The organism is Pseudomonas sp. SMN5 (assembly GCF_052041925.1).
GTDB lineage: Bacteria > Pseudomonadota > Gammaproteobacteria > Pseudomonadales > Pseudomonadaceae > Aquipseudomonas.
In genome coordinates this window covers 214073-230295 of sequence record NZ_JBKGGX010000001.1, presented here as the reverse complement: position 1 = coordinate 230295, position 16223 = coordinate 214073, and the positions used below count along the sequence as shown (strand labels likewise).

The following is a 16223-nucleotide window of genomic DNA, read 5'->3' as shown; positions in this document are numbered from 1 at the left end:
GCTATTCGCATAAAAAATCGGCGTGAAATTCTTTTTGGGAATAAACTAATATGATTAAAAATCAGATATCAAAAACACTAGATAAATAATCTGCATAGTAAAGGAGCCCGACCATCTCCCATTACGGGCCCAAGATCGCCATGCTAGAAATGCATACTAATGATCATACCTGCTTCAATACATGAGCACCTTTCATAATTAACTTAGAACAAATGGTCATTTCACAAGCTTTCCCCACTGCGCCTACCTTGCGTCATCACAAACCGACCCCACGCCCGGCGGAGGCTTGAAGCACGCTTGTTCAATGAAAAAAGGACTCACCATGACTGTTGAATTCATCGGCTTCATCGGCGGCCATCACGCCTCAGAAATCCACCCGCGCAGCGGCCCTACCCTGCAGCCGGAGTACGTGGAGAAAGTCGCTCGCGCCCATGAGGAAGCCGGCTTCGACCGGGCGTTGATCGCTTTTCATTCCAATAGCCCGGATAGCACCCTGATCGCTTCCCACGCCGCCAGCGTGACCAGGAAATTGAAGTTCCTGATTGCTCATCGACCGGGATTCACCGCGCCGACCGTGGCCGCCCGCCAGTTCATCACTCTGGACGTGTTCAATGGCGGACGCACCGCCGTGCACATCATCACCGGTGGTGACGACCGCGAGTTGCGGGCCGATGGCAGCCACATCGGCAAGGACGAGCGCTATGCGCGTACCGATGAATACCTGGACGTTGTGCGTCAGGAATGGACCAGCGAGAAGCCCTTCGATTACCAGGGCACGTATTACCAGTTGGAGGGTGCGTATGCGGATGTGAAGTCGCCGCAGCAACCCCATATTCCGCTGTACTTTGGCGGCTCGTCGGCAGCGGCCATTGCGGTGGCGGGCAAGCACGCCGATGTCTATGCGCTGTGGGGCGAAACCTATGAGCAGGTGCGCGACGTGGTGGCCCAGGTCCGCGCCGAGGCCGCCAAACATGGTCGCAGCGTTCGCTTCAGCCTGTCGTTGCGGCCGATTCTGGCGGACACCGAAGAGCAGGCCTGGGAACGCGCCGACCGGATCCTGCAACAGGCCACCGCCCTGGCCGAGCAGAATGGCTTCGTTCGCCGCGAACCACCCAACGAAGGCTCGCGTCGCCTGCTGGCGGCGGCAGCCCAGGGTTCGCGCCTGGACAAGCGCCTATGGACCGGCATCGCCGGCCTGCTCGGCGCCCAAGGTAATTCGACCTCATTGGTGGGCACACCGGAACAAGTCGCCGATGCCCTGCTCGACTACTACGACCTGGGCATCACCACCTTCCTGATCCGCGGCTTCGATCCCCTTGAAGACGCCATCGACTATGGCAAGCGCCTGATCCCCCTGACCCGCCAGTTGATCGCCGAACGCGAACGCCAGGCGGCGGCGAAAGTGGCTTAGCCGCGACGAACCTGCAAGATGCCGATCGGACCTGCTCGCGGTAGCGTCAGGTCCGTTGGCATTTGTGCCGGATGTACTGCCGCCATCGCGAGCAGGCTCGCTCCCACAGGGGTTATCGGGTGTATGCAAGATCTGCATCACCACCGATCCCTTGTGGGAGCGAGCCTGCTCGCGATAGCGGTCAACCTGAAGGACTCAGTCCTTGTAGCCGACGTCGGTTCTTTCCAGTTGCCGGATCAGGGCATTCCAATGCCGTTCAACGCCGGGCCCGTCGCCGCTCTTGAAGGCCTGGGCCTGGGTTTCGACCTTGGCCACTACCTCGGCCGGTGGAAAGATCAGCTCGGCATTACCCGCGGCCTGCGCGGCAATCTGAATGTTGCAGGCACGCTCCAGGCTTTGCAGCTGCTGGAAGGCATGCTCGACGCTGACACCCGCGGTCAATAAACCATGGTTGCGCAGGATCAACACACTCTTATCGCCAAGATCCGCCACCAGCCGCTCGCGCTCATCCAGATCAAGGGCAATGCCCTCATAACCGTGATAAGCCACCCGCCCGGAAAAGGCGATGGAATGCTGGGAAATCGGCAACAGTCCGTCGCGCTGGGCAGAGACAGCGATCCCATCACGGGTATGGGTGTGCAACACGGCTTGCAGATCGGGCCGCGCTCCATGGATCGCGCTATGGATCACATACCCGGCGTAGTTGATGCCCAACCCTGTCGGGTCGTCGACGATGGTGCCGTCGATGTCGACCTTGACCAGGTTGGAGGCGGTGATTTCGTCGAACAGCAACCCGAAGGCATTGATCAGGAAATGCTCGTCAGGCCCTGGCACACGCGCCGAAAAATGCGTGTAGATGTGGTCGGTCCATTTGAACAGAGCCGCCAGCCGATAGGCCGCGGCCAGTTTGACCCGCACCTCCCACTCTTCGGCACTGACGCGCTGGCGGACATTTTTCGAAACGCTGGTTAACGGGCTGACGCTACTCATGGCAAAACTTCCTGGATGGCCTCAAGGATCTGGCGCCAGCCTAGGGGAAGCCCAAAAATAATAAAAAGCACATTTTAATCTAAGCTAATTATTATTCTTTTTTATTATGCAGCGCTCTTGATCTTCTGCAGCGAGCCGGCTACCAGCTTGCCGAAAGCATCCACCGGCCCCTGCAGATTGCCAAGGAAATGCGGGTAGATCAGCCACAGGTCCATCACCGGCTTGAAATCCTTGAGCGGCATGGCCGCCAGTTGATCACGGTGAACGCTGCGCTCCAGCAGCGGACGCGGCACCAGGCCGAGGCCCAGCCCATCGGCCACCAGGCCCAGTTGCAATTCAGTGCCAAAGGTTTCCAGGTTGACCCGCAGCGCCAGGCCCTGGTCCGACAGGGTTCGTTGTAGCCCGGCGCGGAAGCCGCAGCCATCCGGATTGAGAATCCAGCCATTCTGGTAGACATCAGCCAGTTTGCAGGGGCGCTTGGGCAATTGAGTCTTGGCACAGACCACCACCAGCTCCATCTTGCCGATGGACTCCCCGACGATATTGTCCGGAAAGACCTTGCCCGCAGGAAACAAAGCCGCCGCCGCATCCAACTCGCCGCGCTCGATCTTGCCCACCAACTGGCTGCCCCAGCCGGTGGCCACTTGGGCGCGTAGTTCAGGATATTCGACGCGCAGATGCTTGAGCGCATCGAGCAGCACCACATCACCGATTGTCTGGGGCACCCCCAGGCGCAACAACCCGGTGGGCGGCGCGTCGGTGGCCACCAGTTCGCGCAAGGCATCCATTTCCCGCAGGATCAACCGGCACTGCTCGTAGACTCGGGTCCCGATCACCGTGGGTTTGAGTGGCTTGGTGTTACGGTCGAACAGCTCTACACCCAAGGCCTGTTCAAAGTTCTGCACGCGCCGCGTGATCGCCGGTTGCGTCAGTTGCAGCGTCTCGGCGGCATGGCTGATGGACTGGCAACGAATCACTTCGACAAAGGCGTCAATATCGTCAATTTTCATTTGGCCCGCACATAGAGAACAGTCAATAAGATGTCTTAAAAGCATAGTGCCATTGTTGAAATCTGGATAGCCCGGCCGGGTTATCGATAACATCTAACGCTAGACGGACCAGATCTAAATTCCTTTGAGCTATAACCTAATCATTAAAAAATAGCATATTAACCAAGATCATTATGCTTAAATCCAGACATCGACTTTTCAACACGATGATGGAATCGCCATGACCCAGGCCCGACACCCGGAGAGACTCAGAGCATTCATAGGCGCCCTGGCGGAACTGATCGACGGCAACCCCCGTGAAGGCGACGTGCTGCATCGTGGGGGCAAGCTGCTTGCCCAGTTGGTCAGCCACGACGATTGGCTGCCCGAAGACTTTGCCCAACCCGACCCCGAGCGCTATCAGCAATACCTGCTGCATGCCGATTCGCGGCAGCGCTTCAGCGTGGTCAGTTTTGTCTGGGGACCGGGCCAACGCACGCCGATCCACGACCATCGCGTCTGGGGCCTGATCGGGATGTTGCGCGGCGCGGAATATTCCCAGGGTTTTGCCCGCCATCCCGACGGCCACCTGGTGCCCGAGGGCCCGCGGATACAGCTGTCGCCGGGCCAGGTCGAAGCGGTCTCACCGAAGATCGGCGACATCCATCAGGTCAGCAATGCCTTCGATGACCAGGTGTCCATCAGCATTCATGTCTATGGCGCCAACATCGGTGCCGTACGCCGTGCGGTGTACCAGCCCGACGGCAGCGAGAAGCTGTTCATCTCCGGTTATTCCAACGCCTTCCTCCCCAATATCTGGGACCTGTCCAAAGAGAGCCAAGCCTTATGAGCACCGCACCTACTCGCTCCTATTCCGAGATTCGCCAGGCGTTGCTGAACCGAGAGGAGCTGGCCCTCGTCGATGTCCGCGAAGAAGCGCCCTTTGCCGAAGGCCATCCGCTGTTCGCGGCCAACATCCCGCTGTCCAAAATCGAACTTGAGGTGTACTCGCGTATTCCCAGGCGCGATACGCCAGTCACCGTCTACGACAATGGAGAAGGCCTGGCGCAGATCGCGGCGCAGCGCTTGCAGGACCTGGGCTACGTCAATGTCAGCGTGCTGGAAGGTGGTTTGCAGGGCTGGCGCAGCGCCGGCGGCGAGCTGTTCATCGACGTCAACGTGCCGAGCAAGGCCTTTGGCGAGCTGGTAGAGAGCCAGCGCCATACACCGTCATTGGCGGCCGAAGAGGTCCAGGCGCTGCTCGACAGCGAGGCCGACGTGGTGGTGCTCGACGCCAGGCGTTTCGATGAATACCAGACCATGAGCATTCCCGGCGGCATCAGCGTACCCGGCGCAGAGCTGGTATTGCGCGCCCGGGAGCTGGCGCCGGACCCGGCGACCCGCATCATCGTCAACTGCGCCGGACGCACCCGCAGCATCATCGGCACCCAGTCGCTGATCAACGCCGGCATCGCCAACCCGGTGTCCGCCCTGCGCAATGGCACCATTGGCTGGACCCTGGCCGGTCAGACGCTGGAGCACGGCCAGTCGCGCCGATTCGCACCGACCAGCGACGAACACCGAGCCATCGCCGCCAGCGACGCCCGCCGCGTTGCCGACAAAGCCCTGGTCGGGCGTGCCACCCTCGCTGACTTGCAGCGCTGGCAACAGGAACCGAGCCGCACCACTTACCTGTTCGACGTGCGCACCCCGGAAGAATTCGAAGCCGGCCACCTGCCCGGCTCCCGCTCGACACCGGGCGGACAACTGGTGCAGGAAACCGATCACTTCGCCAGTGTGCGTGGCGCGCGCCTGGTGCTGGTGGATGACGATGGCGTGCGCGCCAACATGTCGGCCTCCTGGCTCGCGCAACTGGGCTGGGAGGTGCATGTCCTGGATGATCTGCAAGCGGCGCATTTCACTGAACAAGGCCCGTGGAAGGCACCTGTTCCCGCGCCGCGCCAGGCCGAGGAAATCAGCCCGGATACCCTTGCCCAATGGTTGGCGGAGGGTGACACCGCTCTGTTGGATTTCACCAGCAGCGCCAACTACGTCAAGCGCCACATTCCGGGTGCGTGGTGGGTGTTGCGTGGACAGTTGAGCGAGGCGCTGAGCAAGGTTCCATCGGCACAGCGCTATGTACTGACCTGCGGCAGTAGCCAGTTGGCGCGGCTGGCCGTGGCCGAGGTCGAGGCGCTGACCGGCAAAGCCGTGTTTCTGCTGCGCGATGGCACGGCCGCGTGGGTCGCCGCGCAACGGCCGCTGGAACACGGTGAAACCCGCCTGGCCTCGCCGCGCATCGACCGCTATCGCCGGCCCTACGAGGGCACGGATAACCCACGGGAGGCGATGCAGGCCTACCTGGATTGGGAATACGGCCTCGTGGACCAGCTGGCCCGCGACGGCACCCATGGATTCTTTGTGATCTGAACGCCAACGGGGTCGGCTGACCGACCCCGTCTACACCAGCCGACCCCTTCTCCAGGCGGAGGCGACTGAACACGACACTGAGCCTGGAGACCGCGATGCGCCTGACCCTGCCCCTACTGTTGATTGCCCTTGTCTTTGGCACAGCCCACGCTGGTGATTTGCAGCCGCTGCGGGTCGCCAATCAGAAATCCACCATCAAGGCCCTGCTGGAAGTGTCCGGCGAGCTCAAGGATGTACCTTACGAGATCCAATTCTCCGAATTTCCCGCTGCCGCACCGCTGGGTGAAGCACTGAATGCCGGTGCGGTGGACATCGGCGCCCTGGGCGATGCGCCCTACGTGTTCGCCCTCGGCGCCGGGGCATCGCTCAAGGTCGTCAGCATCATTCATGCTCAAGGGCGCAATACCACCGCGATTCTGGTGCCCAAGGGCTCGCCGATCAAAGAGGTCCATGACCTCAAGGGCAAGCGCATCGTTACCACGCGCGGCTCAATCGGACATTACCTGGCAATCAAGGCCCTGCGCAGCGTAGGGCTGCAAACCCAGGACGTGCAGTTCGTCTTCCTCTTACCCAGTGAGTCGCGCCTGGTTCTGGATAACGGCACAGCGGACGCCTGGTCCACCTGGGACCCCTTCACCACCGTGGTCACCGCCCAAAGCCAGGCAAGGGTTCTGGTGAGCGGCAGCAACCTGCTGAGCAATCATCTGTACCTGGCCGCCACCAGTCAGGCCATTGTCGATAAACGCCAGCAATTGGACGACTTCGTCGCCCGGCTCGACAGGGCATACCGCTGGAGCAACGAACACCCCAACGAGTACGCCGCGGCCCAGGCGCGCATCACTGGCCTGCCCCTTGAGGTGCATCTGGCCGTGGCCCATGCGACCCACATGCAACCCGTGCAAATCGACGAGGCGGTGATCCGTGGACTGCAAGCCACCGCCGACATTTATCAGGAAGAGGGCTTGTTGACCCGTCACATCGACGTTTCCCAAGGCTTCGACACCAGCTTCAACGGTCTGCGCACACCCCTTACCCAAGTCTCGCGCTAAAGGAGTAGAACCATGAGCAAACAACGGCAACTGAAACTCGGTGCGATGGTCCATGGCGTCGGCCACGGCTGGGGCGAATGGCGCCACCCGCAGGCGCAACCTGACGCCAGCACCCACTTTGGTTTTTACAAGCAGCAGGCGCAGTTGGCCGAAGCCGCGAAGTTCGATTTCGTGTTCATCGCCGACAGCCTGCACATCCATGAAAAATCCAGCCCGCACTACCTCAACCGCTTCGAACCGCTGACGATCCTTTCGGCCCTGGCCGCGACCACAGAACACATCGGCCTGGTGGCGACCGTCACGGTCAGCTACACCGAACCGTTCCAGGTCGCCCGCCAGTTCGCTTCGTTGGACCACATCAGTGGCGGTCGCGCCGGGTGGAACGTGGTCACCTCGTGGCTCAGTGGCACCGCCGACAACTTCGGCAAGGCCGAGCATCCACCCCATGCCGTGCGCTACCGCATCGCCAAGGAACACGTGAATGTGGTGAAAGGTTTGTGGGACTCCTGGGAAGACGATGCCTTCGCCTATGACAAGCAAAGCGGCGAGTTTTTCACGCCGGGCAAACTGCATGCGCTGGAACACAAGGGTGAGTTTTTCTCGGTAAAAGGCCCGCTCAATATTGCCCGCTCGCGGCAAGGCCAGCCGGTGATTTTCCAGGCCGGCACCTCGGAGGATGGGCGTAACTTCGCCGCGGAAAATTCCGACGCGATCTTCGTCGGTGCCGAAGGCTTCGACGAAGCCCGCGCCTACTATCAGGATCTGAAAAAACGCGCCGAAGGCTTTGGGCGCGATGCCGCCGCGCTGTCGATCCTGCCCGGCATTCGCCCGATCGTCGGGCGCGACGAAGCCGAAGTCGAAGATCGCTATCAGCAAGCGGTGGCGCTGGTGACCATCGAAGATGCGATTGTCGCCCTCGGTCGGCCGTTCAACGACCATGACTTCAGCCAGTACCCGCTGGACGCGCCGTTCCCCGAGCTTGGCGATCTCGGCTCCAACAGCCAGAAAGGCGGTTCGGAACGAATCAAGCAACTGGCCAGGGACGAGGGGCTGACCTTGCGCGAAGTCGCCCTGCGTTTCTCCCGGCCACGGCGCGATTTTGTCGGTACACCTGAGCAGGTTGCCGATGCCATCGAGCAGTGGTTCGAAGGCGGCGCGGCCGACGGTTTCATCATCAATTCGTTGTTGCCGGACGGCCTGCAATATTTCACCGAACGGGTGGTACCGGTCCTGCAACAACGCGGGCTGTTTCGCGATGAGTACAGCGGCAACACCCTGCGGGACAACCTGGGATTGCCATTCCCGATCAATCGGTACGCAACCACGACCGCGACGACTGACGAGCCCCGCGAGGCGGTAGCGTGAGCGAGGACCGACCATGATGAATAACTTACCGTCCGGCCGGATCAACCGTCGCGATTTCCTGGCGGCCAGCTCGATCGCCCTCGGTGCGTTGGGGCTGTCTTCGCTCGGCTTGGCCCCCCGTGCGTTCGCGCAAGACGCCAAGCTCTCGGACCTGACGCTGGCCGTCGCCACCTACCGTGGCCAGGACTCGTATTTCACCGAAGACGCCGGCACCGGCAACACGCCTTACAAGGTCGAGTACGCGGAGTTTGCTGGCGGCAACCTGATCGTCGAAGCGCTGGCCTCGGGCAGCCTGGACGTCGGCGGCATGAGCGAGATACCGCCGATCTTCTCCATCCAGAGCCATCGCCAACCGCGCCTGGTGGCCGTGCTGCAAGGCGACGTGAACAATCAGGTGATCCTGATTCCCAAGGAGTCACCGCTCGATTCCGTCGGGCAGTTGCGCGGGAAGCGGGTCGGCTACGTGCGCTCCACCACGTCGCACTACTTTCTGATCAAGGCCCTGAAGGAACAGGGCCTGACCATGAACGACATCACGGCGGTAGCGCTCACCCCCCAAGACGGCTTTACCGCCTTTCAAAGCGGCCAGCTCGATGCATGGGTGATCTACGGGGTGTTCATCCAGTTGGCGAAGTTCCGCAGCGGCGCCCGGGTCTTGAAAACCGCCCTGGGCTATCTCTCCGGCAACTACTTGATCGCCGCACGCCCCGCCGCGCTGGAGGACCCGTTGCGCAAGCAGGCGATCCAGGACTACATCCAGCGCCAGGCGCGCACCTGGGAATGGATCAACAACAACCCCGAGCCGTGGGCCGCCAAGTCGGCGCAACTGCTGGGCGTCGACAAGGCCGTGTTCCTGGACATGCACAACAGCCGCAGCCAACCGACGAAAATCATTGAAGTGAACGAACAGGCCATCGCCTCGCAACAGGAGGTCGCCGACCTGTTCTTCGAGGCCGGTGTGTTGAGCGAACGGCTGGATGTCAGCCCGTTATGGGACCGTAACTTCCGCCTGCTGCCGCTGTGAGCGCAACACCCTCCCAGCGGCAAGCAGTGGTACTCACCTTTTTGATCGAGTGAACTCACCATGAGTCGTTCCTCTTCACTTTCGCCGTTGCTGCAATCGGTCGATGTCGCCGACTTCGACTCGTTGCTTGAACGCCTCGGCAAACAACTGGCGGCCACGGCTCACGTCTATGACGAGAGCGGCGACTTCCCCCAGGCCAACTTCAAGCTGCTGCACGAACACGGGCTGGTGGCCCTGACGGTGCCCAAGGCCCTGGGCGGCGGCGGTGCCAGCCTGGCGCAGGCGCGCCAGGTCATCAGCGCCGTCGCCAAGGGCGAGCCCTCCACTGCGCTGATCCTGGTGATGCAGTACCTCCAGCATTCGCGTCTGCAAGACAGCCGCACCTGGCCCGAAGCATTGCGCCTGCGGGTGGCCCGTGACGCCGTACGCGACGGCGCGTTGATCAATGCCCTGCGCGTCGAGCCAGACCTGGGCACCCCGGCCCGTGGCGGCCTGCCGGCGACGATTGCCCGGCGCACCTCCGAGGGCTGGCGCATCAGCGGGCGCAAGATCTACTCCACCGGCAGCCACGGCCTGACCTGGTTCAGTGTCTGGGCCCGCAGCACCGATGAAGACCCTTTGGTGGGCGCCTGGCTGGTCCACAAGGACACGCCCGGCATCAGCATCATCGAGGACTGGGACCACCTGGGCATGCGCGCCACTTGCAGTCATGAGGTGGTGTTCGACAATGTGCTGGTGCCGCTGAATCACGCGGTCAGCGTCAGTCCGTGGAGCGCACCACAACCCGAGCTCGACGCCGACGGTTTCCTGTGGATGTCGGTGTTGCTCTCGGCGGTTTACGACGGCGTCGCCCAAGCCGCGCGGGACTGGCTGGTGGGCTGGCTGGAACAGCGCAAGCCGTCCAATCTCGGCGCCGCGTTGTCGACCCTGCCACGCTTCCAGGAAACCGTCGGCCACATCGACACGCTGCTGTTCGCCAACCGCAGCCTGCTGGATGCCGCCACCACAGGGCTCACCCCGGCCAGCCACGCCGCGCAGCTGAAGTACCTGGTGACCGGCAACGCCATCCGCGCTGTCGAGCTGGCCATCGAGGCGTCCGGCAATCCCGGCCTGTCACGCCACAATCCGCTGCAACGGCATTACCGCGACGTGCTCTGCAGTCGCGTCCACACCCCACAAAACGACGCCGTGCTGCAAGGCGTCGGCAAAGCCGTGTTTGCCCAACGCCAGAATAAGGACGCCCCATGAGCCGCCTCGTGATTGCCAGCCAGCTGGATAAAGACTTCAACGATGTGATTCGCCAACGCCTGGAGCACACGCACCCTGGCATCGAGGTGCGCGATGTACCGGGCGGCGTGCCCAGCGACCTGGCGGCTGACGTCGGGGTGTTGCTGGCCCGGCCGATCAACGTCCGCGGCTACGAGGCACCGCAGACGCCGCCGCCGGGTTGGCCCTACGGCTTGAAGTGGGTGCAGGTGGTGTCGTCGGGGATCGACTTCTACCCCAAATGGCTGTTCGACGGCCCGCCGGTGAGCACCTCCCGGGGCAGCGCCGCGGAGAATATCGCCGAGTTCGCCCTCGCGGCGATTTTCGCTGCGGCCAAGCATCTGCCAGACATCTGGGTGCATGACGCGCAATGGAATTTCACCGCCCTGACGCCGCTCAAGGACAGCACCCTGGGGCTCCTCGGCTTTGGTGCGATAGGCCACAGCCTGGCTACCAAGGCGCGTGCGCTGGGGATCAAGGTGGTGGCGCTGCGTCAGAGCCAGGCGCCATTCGAGGTCGAGGGTGTCGAAGCCGCACGGGATATCCATGAGCTGTTTTCCCGATCCGATCACTTGGTGCTGGCCGCGCCCCTGACCGATGCCACACGGCATATCGTCAACGGCGCGGTGCTCGCCAGTGCCAAACCGGGCCTGCACCTGATCAACATTGCCCGAGGCGGTCTGCTTGACCACGGGGCTTTGCTTGAAGCCCTGGACAGCGGGCGCATCGGCCTCGCTTCTCTGGACGTCACCGAGCCAGAGCCGTTACCGGATGGGCACCCGCTCTACCGCCACCCGAAAGTGCGCCTGTCGCCCCATACCTCGGCGATCTCCAGCAACAGTCGCTACGAAATTGCCGACAGCTTCCTGGCCAATCTTGAACACTTCCTCGCGGGATCGACGCTGGAGAACCTGGCGAACGTACAGCGTGGGTACTGATCCCGTCCTTCTGCACTGACACACAACTCTCCTGTGGGAGCGAGCCTGCTCGCGATGACGTCGGTACATTCCGCACCGATGGTGATTGGAACGACGCATCGCGAGCAGGCTCGCTCCCACAGGTTTTATGTGCAGCGTGCCAATACAGCATCAGCTTTACGCATTTAAACAACAAACTTAATGTCCTATTTTTATAATTAGCTTATAGCCAATCGGACTTTTACAGCCCTCGTTTATACCCATACTGTTACAACCATCACCGACCCCTGACCAGGTGGAGGCCCTCGAAACTGCGTGTTTTCTGGCCGACACCACTCCACGGTCAATTGCTACACCCAAACCCGAAATCGGCCCAAGCCACCGCCGCCATGACTGTCAAGCCATGCCTACGGCAACGCTTTGCCTGAAAAAAAGATCACGCCAACACCGCACTGACAACCTGGGGTCCACCATGCACGATACCTTCACTTCAAACCGCCTGGCGCTGGCCGTATCGCTGGCCCTGTTCGGGTTGGCGGCCCAAGCCGACGAGAGCACCAGGGAAGGTGCGCTGCCCGTGGTCACGGTCACTGCTGAACACCGCAGCGAAGATCTGCAAAAAGCCCCGCTGGCGATTTCGGCGTTCGATGAGAATGCCCTGGAAGACAAGCAGATAAAGAGCATCCGCGACCTGTCCGGGCAGGTGCCGAACCTGACCCTCAGCCGCCAGTCGATCTCCTACAGCGCACAGACCTACGGCATTCGTGGCATTGGCGAAACCGACCCGATCCAGGAGTCGGCGGTGGCGGTCTATGCCGATGACCTGTACATCCCGCGGGCGATTTCCTCGATGCTCGACTTCAACGATGTCGAGCGCGTCGAAGTCTTGCGCGGCCCCCAGGGCACGCTGTACGGGCGTAACAGCAGCGCCGGCGCGATCCGTGTGATCACCCGCGATCCGACCCAGGAAACCCGTGGTTTCTTCGAACTCGGCGCCGGCAATTACAACGCGCAGAACGGCCGGCTGTTGATCAGCGGCCCGCTGGTGGACAACACCTTGTTCGGCAGTTTTTCCGCGATTCGCTTGACCCGCGACGGCACGGTTTCCAACCCCACCCGCGGCGAGCACGTGAACAACGTCGACTTGCAGTCCTACCGTGGCAAGCTGCGCTTCAACCCGATTGATTCGCCGTGGGATGTGCAGCTGACGTTGGCCGGCACCTTCGACCGTGGCGACACCACCAGCTACACGCCATTCGATGCAGACGGGCACTTCGACAAGTTCAAGAGCTACAGCAGCCTCAACCCGAAAAACCGTCTCGACCAGGGCAGTTCGGTGCTGCGGGCGATCTACGCCATCGACGATCATCTGAACTTCAAATCAGTGACCGCCTACTCGGCCTTCAACCAGCCCGTGGACTACGACAACTCAGGACAGGCGGCGCTGATCCAGAACAACCTGATCACCTATAACCAGGATTACGCGACCCAGGAATTCCAGCTCAACGGCGACTACGACGACTTCAGCTTCAGCACCGGTCTGTACCTGTACCGGGAGAAGTTCGACGCCGAGCGGGACAACCTGACCTACTCGGTTGCCCGAAACCGGGTGATTGGCCAAGGCCAGTACAGCACCACCAGCACCGAAAGCTACGCGTTGTATGGCCAGGGCAGCTACAAGGTCACGCAACAACTGTCGCTGATCGCCGGGCTGCGGTTCACCCGCGAACACAAGAACTTCGACTACACCAACTACGCGATCACCACCAACCGGGACATCACCGGCACCAACTTCAGCGCCGACTCGAGCAAATCCTGGCAGTCCACCAGCCCGAAACTCGGTTTCGAGTACGCCTGGACACCGCACCTGAACCAATATGCCTATGTCGCCAAAGGCTTCAAGGCCGGCGGCTACGACAACCGCGCGCCGACCCGGGCCGCCGCCGAGCAGGCGTTTTCGCCGGAAGACGTGACCACCTGGGAAACCGGCTTCAAGGGCGACTTCTTCGACCGGCGCCTGCGCGCCAACCTCGCGCTGTTCTACAACGACTACAAGGATCTGCAAACCAACGCCTATGACCCAGCCTTGGGTGTCAGCCTGCGGACCAACGTCGGCCAGGCTCACACCTACGGGGTCGAGCTGGAAACCCTCAGTGCCCTGACCAACGACCTGCAACTGACCTTCAACCTTGGCTACCTGCAAAGCCAGTACGACGACTTTGAAAACGCAGGCGGTGCCGGGGTCGATGCCAACGGCCAGCAACTGGTGTACTCACCGCGCTGGAACACCAGTGTCGGCCTCAACTACACCATCCCCGCCGGCTTGCCCGGCACTTGGCTGGCCGGCACCGATGCGCAGTTCCAGACCAAGTCCTACGCCAACGCCTTGAACGACGACGTCCAGGAAATTCCCCAGCAGACCTTCTGGAACGCCAACACCCGCTACATCTCCGGCGACGGTCACTGGACCACCACCCTGTCAGTGAAAAACCTGTTGGATCGCGCCTACCCGCAAGCGGTCGGCTACGTCCCGTCCAGCGGCGCCCGCTATTACTCGCTCAACGACCCGCGAACCCTCTTGCTGTCCGTGCGCTACGACCTCTGACCCGCTGATAGGCAAACATGCCAAGGAGCACTTTATGGCTTTCACTCGCAGGCAAATGATTTCCCGGATTGCCGCTGTCGGCGGTTATTCCGCCGCCGTCGGCGCCCTCGGTGCGCTGGGGCTCACGCCTCAGGCCGTCGCGTCGACGTTCGCGCCGTTGCAGTTGGGCAGCAGTGGCAAAGGCAAACAGGTGGTGGTGATCGGCGCCGGCATTTCCGGCCTCGTCAGCGCCTATGAGTTGCGCAAGGCCGGCTTCAGCGTGATCGTTCTCGAAGCCCGCGAGCGGGTGGGTGGGCGCAACTGGACCCTGCGGCGTGGCACCCGGGTCGAGTTCGACGACGGCATCAGCCAGACCGTGGATTTCGATGACGGGCAGTTCTTCAACGCCGGCCCTGCGCGGATTCCCAGCCATCACCAGACCATCCTCGGCTACTGCCGCGAATTGGGCGTGGAGCTGCAAGTGCTGGTCAACAGCAGCCGTAACGCACTGGCCCTGCCGGACACTCGTCAAACGGCCTTCCAGTTGCGCCAGGCCGTCAACGACACCCGTGGGCAGCTGTCCGAACTGCTGGCCCGCACCGTCAGCCGCAATGCCCTGGACCAGGACCTGAGCGCGGACGACCGGCAGGCCTTGTTGAATTTCCTCAAGGTCTATGGCGACCTCAATGCCGATTTCCAATACAAGGGATCGGTGCGCTCGGGCTACAACCGCATCCCCGGCGCGGGCGATCAGACCGGGATCACCCGCGCACCGTTGGAGTTGCAGACGCTGCTCAATCCCAAGCTCTGGGGCGCATTGGTGTTTGATGAAATTCCCGAGTTTTCCTCGACCATGTTCCAACCGGTGGGCGGCATGGATCGGATCCCCTATGCGTTCTATGAACAGCTCAAGGATTCGATTCGCTTCCATGCCGAAGTCAGCGACATCCAGACCTCGGAGCAAGGCAGTCGCGTCACCTACCGGGACCGGCAGAGCGGTCAAACCCAAACGCTGCAGGCCGATTACGCCATTGTCACGGTGCCCCTGCCACTGCTGGCGAAGCTGCCAAGCAACTTCAGCGCCCCGTTCAAACAAGCGATCCTCAGCGCGCAAAGCGATCAGGCGAACAAAGTCGCCTGGCAATCACCGCGTTTCTGGGAAACCGACTTCAACATCTTCGGCGGGCTGTCGTACCTGGATCATGAAGTCAAAGGCCTGTGGTACCCCAGTGATCGCCTGAACAGCGCCCAAGGCATCCTGGTCGCGGCGTACAACACCAGCGAGGTGGCGCAGTCCTTCAGCCAGAAATCCCTGGCCGAGCAGTTCGCCTCCTCCCGCCAGGCTGTCGAGCTGTTGCACCCCGGTCACAGCGCCAAGTTGCAGAAGCCGGTGGCGATCAACTGGTCCAAGGTGCCGTTCAGCAAAGGCCCGTGGATCGTCAACGATGAGGTGGGCGAGCAGGCCTACCGGATTCTCAACCAACCCCAGGGCCGTACCTACCTGGCCAGCGACGCCCTCGCCCATGGCGGCGTCGGCATCTGGCAAAACACCGCGGCCGACTCGGCGCGGCGCATCGTTTCGCTGATCGGTCGACATGCCGAGCGCCAGCAACCGGGCGTTGCCGCCTGATTCATTTCGCCTGTTTCATTTCGATAAGGGACCTGCCGATGAAAACCCTCACTTTGCTCACAGGACTGCTCATGACCGCCACCGCATTCGCCAGCCAGGCCGACGAGATCAAGCGCATCGCCCTGCCCAACTCCAACTTTCCGATTTCCCTGGCCGTTTCGGTGCCGGCCCAGACCGACCTGTTGTTCGTCAGCGGCCTGCTCGCCGACCTGCATGACCCGCAAGCGCCGAAAGACTCGTTCGCCGCTTATGGCGATACCGCGACCCAGACCACCTCGATCCTCAACAAGCTCAAGGGCGTGTTGCAGAGCCAAGGCCTGGACCTGGGGGATGTGGTGCAGTTGCGGGTGTTCCTGGTGGGCGATCCAGCCAAGGGCGGCAAGCTCGATTTCGCCGGGTTGCAGCAAGGCTATTCGCCGTTCTTCGGCAGCGCCGAACAGCCGAACAAGCCCGCCCGCACCGCCGTGCAAGTGGTCGCCTTGCCGCTGCCCGGTGGCCTGGTGGAAATCGAAGCCGTCGCCGCTCGCAAGCCGTGACACGGACCTCTGCCGACCTCCAGGAGTTGCTT

At 61.9% G+C, this 16223-nt stretch carries 13 protein-coding genes; 11 read left to right on the top strand and 2 right to left on the bottom strand.

Annotated features, from left to right (window positions below; all coding sequences use genetic code 11):
• Positions 1-322 precede the first annotated feature (322 nt).
• Positions 323-1411: an LLM class flavin-dependent oxidoreductase gene (locus tag ACLEJR_RS00925; protein WP_440811502.1), complete on the top strand. Its 1089-nt coding sequence runs from the start codon at positions 323-325 to the stop codon at positions 1409-1411.
• Positions 1412-1606: 195 nt separating this feature from the next.
• Here ACLEJR_RS00925 and ACLEJR_RS00920 read toward each other — a convergent pair whose 3' ends face one another.
• The gene (locus tag ACLEJR_RS00920) at positions 1607-2401 is read right to left on the bottom strand and encodes a class II aldolase/adducin family protein (protein WP_440811500.1); all 795 of its coding nucleotides are present in this window, start codon (positions 2399-2401) and stop codon (positions 1607-1609) included.
• A 104-nt stretch (positions 2402-2505) separates the two neighbouring features.
• Positions 2506-3411 carry a LysR family transcriptional regulator gene (locus ACLEJR_RS00915; RefSeq protein WP_440811497.1) on the bottom strand — a complete coding sequence of 302 codons (906 nt, stop codon included), beginning with the start codon at positions 3409-3411 and terminating at the stop codon, positions 2506-2508.
• Between the two features lie 220 nt (positions 3412-3631).
• Here ACLEJR_RS00915 and ACLEJR_RS00910 point away from each other — a divergent pair, with 220 nt between their 5' ends.
• The 10 genes from ACLEJR_RS00910 (at position 3632) to ACLEJR_RS00865 (ending at position 16191) form a co-directional block, all read left to right on the top strand.
• Positions 3632-4240, top strand: a complete 609-nt coding sequence (locus tag ACLEJR_RS00910; protein WP_440811494.1) for a cysteine dioxygenase — start codon at positions 3632-3634, stop codon at positions 4238-4240.
• The gene (locus ACLEJR_RS00905) at positions 4237-5820 is read left to right on the top strand and encodes a rhodanese-related sulfurtransferase (RefSeq protein WP_440811491.1); all 1584 of its coding nucleotides are present in this window, start codon (positions 4237-4239) and stop codon (positions 5818-5820) included. The genes ACLEJR_RS00910 and ACLEJR_RS00905 overlap by 4 nt, the downstream gene beginning before the upstream one ends.
• A 95-nt stretch (positions 5821-5915) precedes the next feature.
• Entirely contained in the window at positions 5916-6869 is a 954-nt protein-coding gene (locus ACLEJR_RS00900; RefSeq protein ID WP_440811489.1) for an ABC transporter substrate-binding protein, read from the top strand.
• Between the two features lie 12 nt (positions 6870-6881).
• On the top strand, positions 6882-8234 hold the full coding sequence (locus ACLEJR_RS00895; protein WP_440811486.1) for an LLM class flavin-dependent oxidoreductase: 1353 nt from the start codon (positions 6882-6884) through the stop codon (positions 8232-8234).
• 13 nt (positions 8235-8247) lie between these two features.
• A complete protein-coding gene (locus ACLEJR_RS00890) occupies positions 8248-9258 on the top strand; it encodes an ABC transporter substrate-binding protein (RefSeq protein WP_440811484.1) in 1011 nt (336 codons plus the stop codon).
• 60 nt (positions 9259-9318) lie between these two features.
• A complete protein-coding gene (locus tag ACLEJR_RS00885; protein WP_440811482.1) occupies positions 9319-10506 on the top strand; it encodes an acyl-CoA dehydrogenase family protein in 1188 nt (395 codons plus the stop codon).
• A complete protein-coding gene (locus ACLEJR_RS00880; RefSeq protein WP_440811480.1) occupies positions 10503-11462 on the top strand; it encodes a D-isomer specific 2-hydroxyacid dehydrogenase family protein in 960 nt (319 codons plus the stop codon). The genes ACLEJR_RS00885 and ACLEJR_RS00880 overlap by 4 nt, the downstream gene beginning before the upstream one ends.
• Before the next feature lie 451 nt (positions 11463-11913).
• The gene (locus tag ACLEJR_RS00875; RefSeq protein ID WP_440811477.1) at positions 11914-14046 is read left to right on the top strand and encodes a TonB-dependent receptor; all 2133 of its coding nucleotides are present in this window, start codon (positions 11914-11916) and stop codon (positions 14044-14046) included.
• A gap of 34 nt (positions 14047-14080) precedes the next feature.
• Positions 14081-15655 (top strand): flavin monoamine oxidase family protein, encoded by a 1575-nt coding sequence (locus ACLEJR_RS00870; protein WP_440811474.1) that lies wholly within the window; start codon positions 14081-14083, stop codon positions 15653-15655.
• Between the two features lie 38 nt (positions 15656-15693).
• Positions 15694-16191 (top strand): RidA family protein, encoded by a 498-nt coding sequence (locus ACLEJR_RS00865; protein WP_440811472.1) that lies wholly within the window; start codon positions 15694-15696, stop codon positions 16189-16191.
• Positions 16192-16223: the final 32 nt, after the last annotated feature.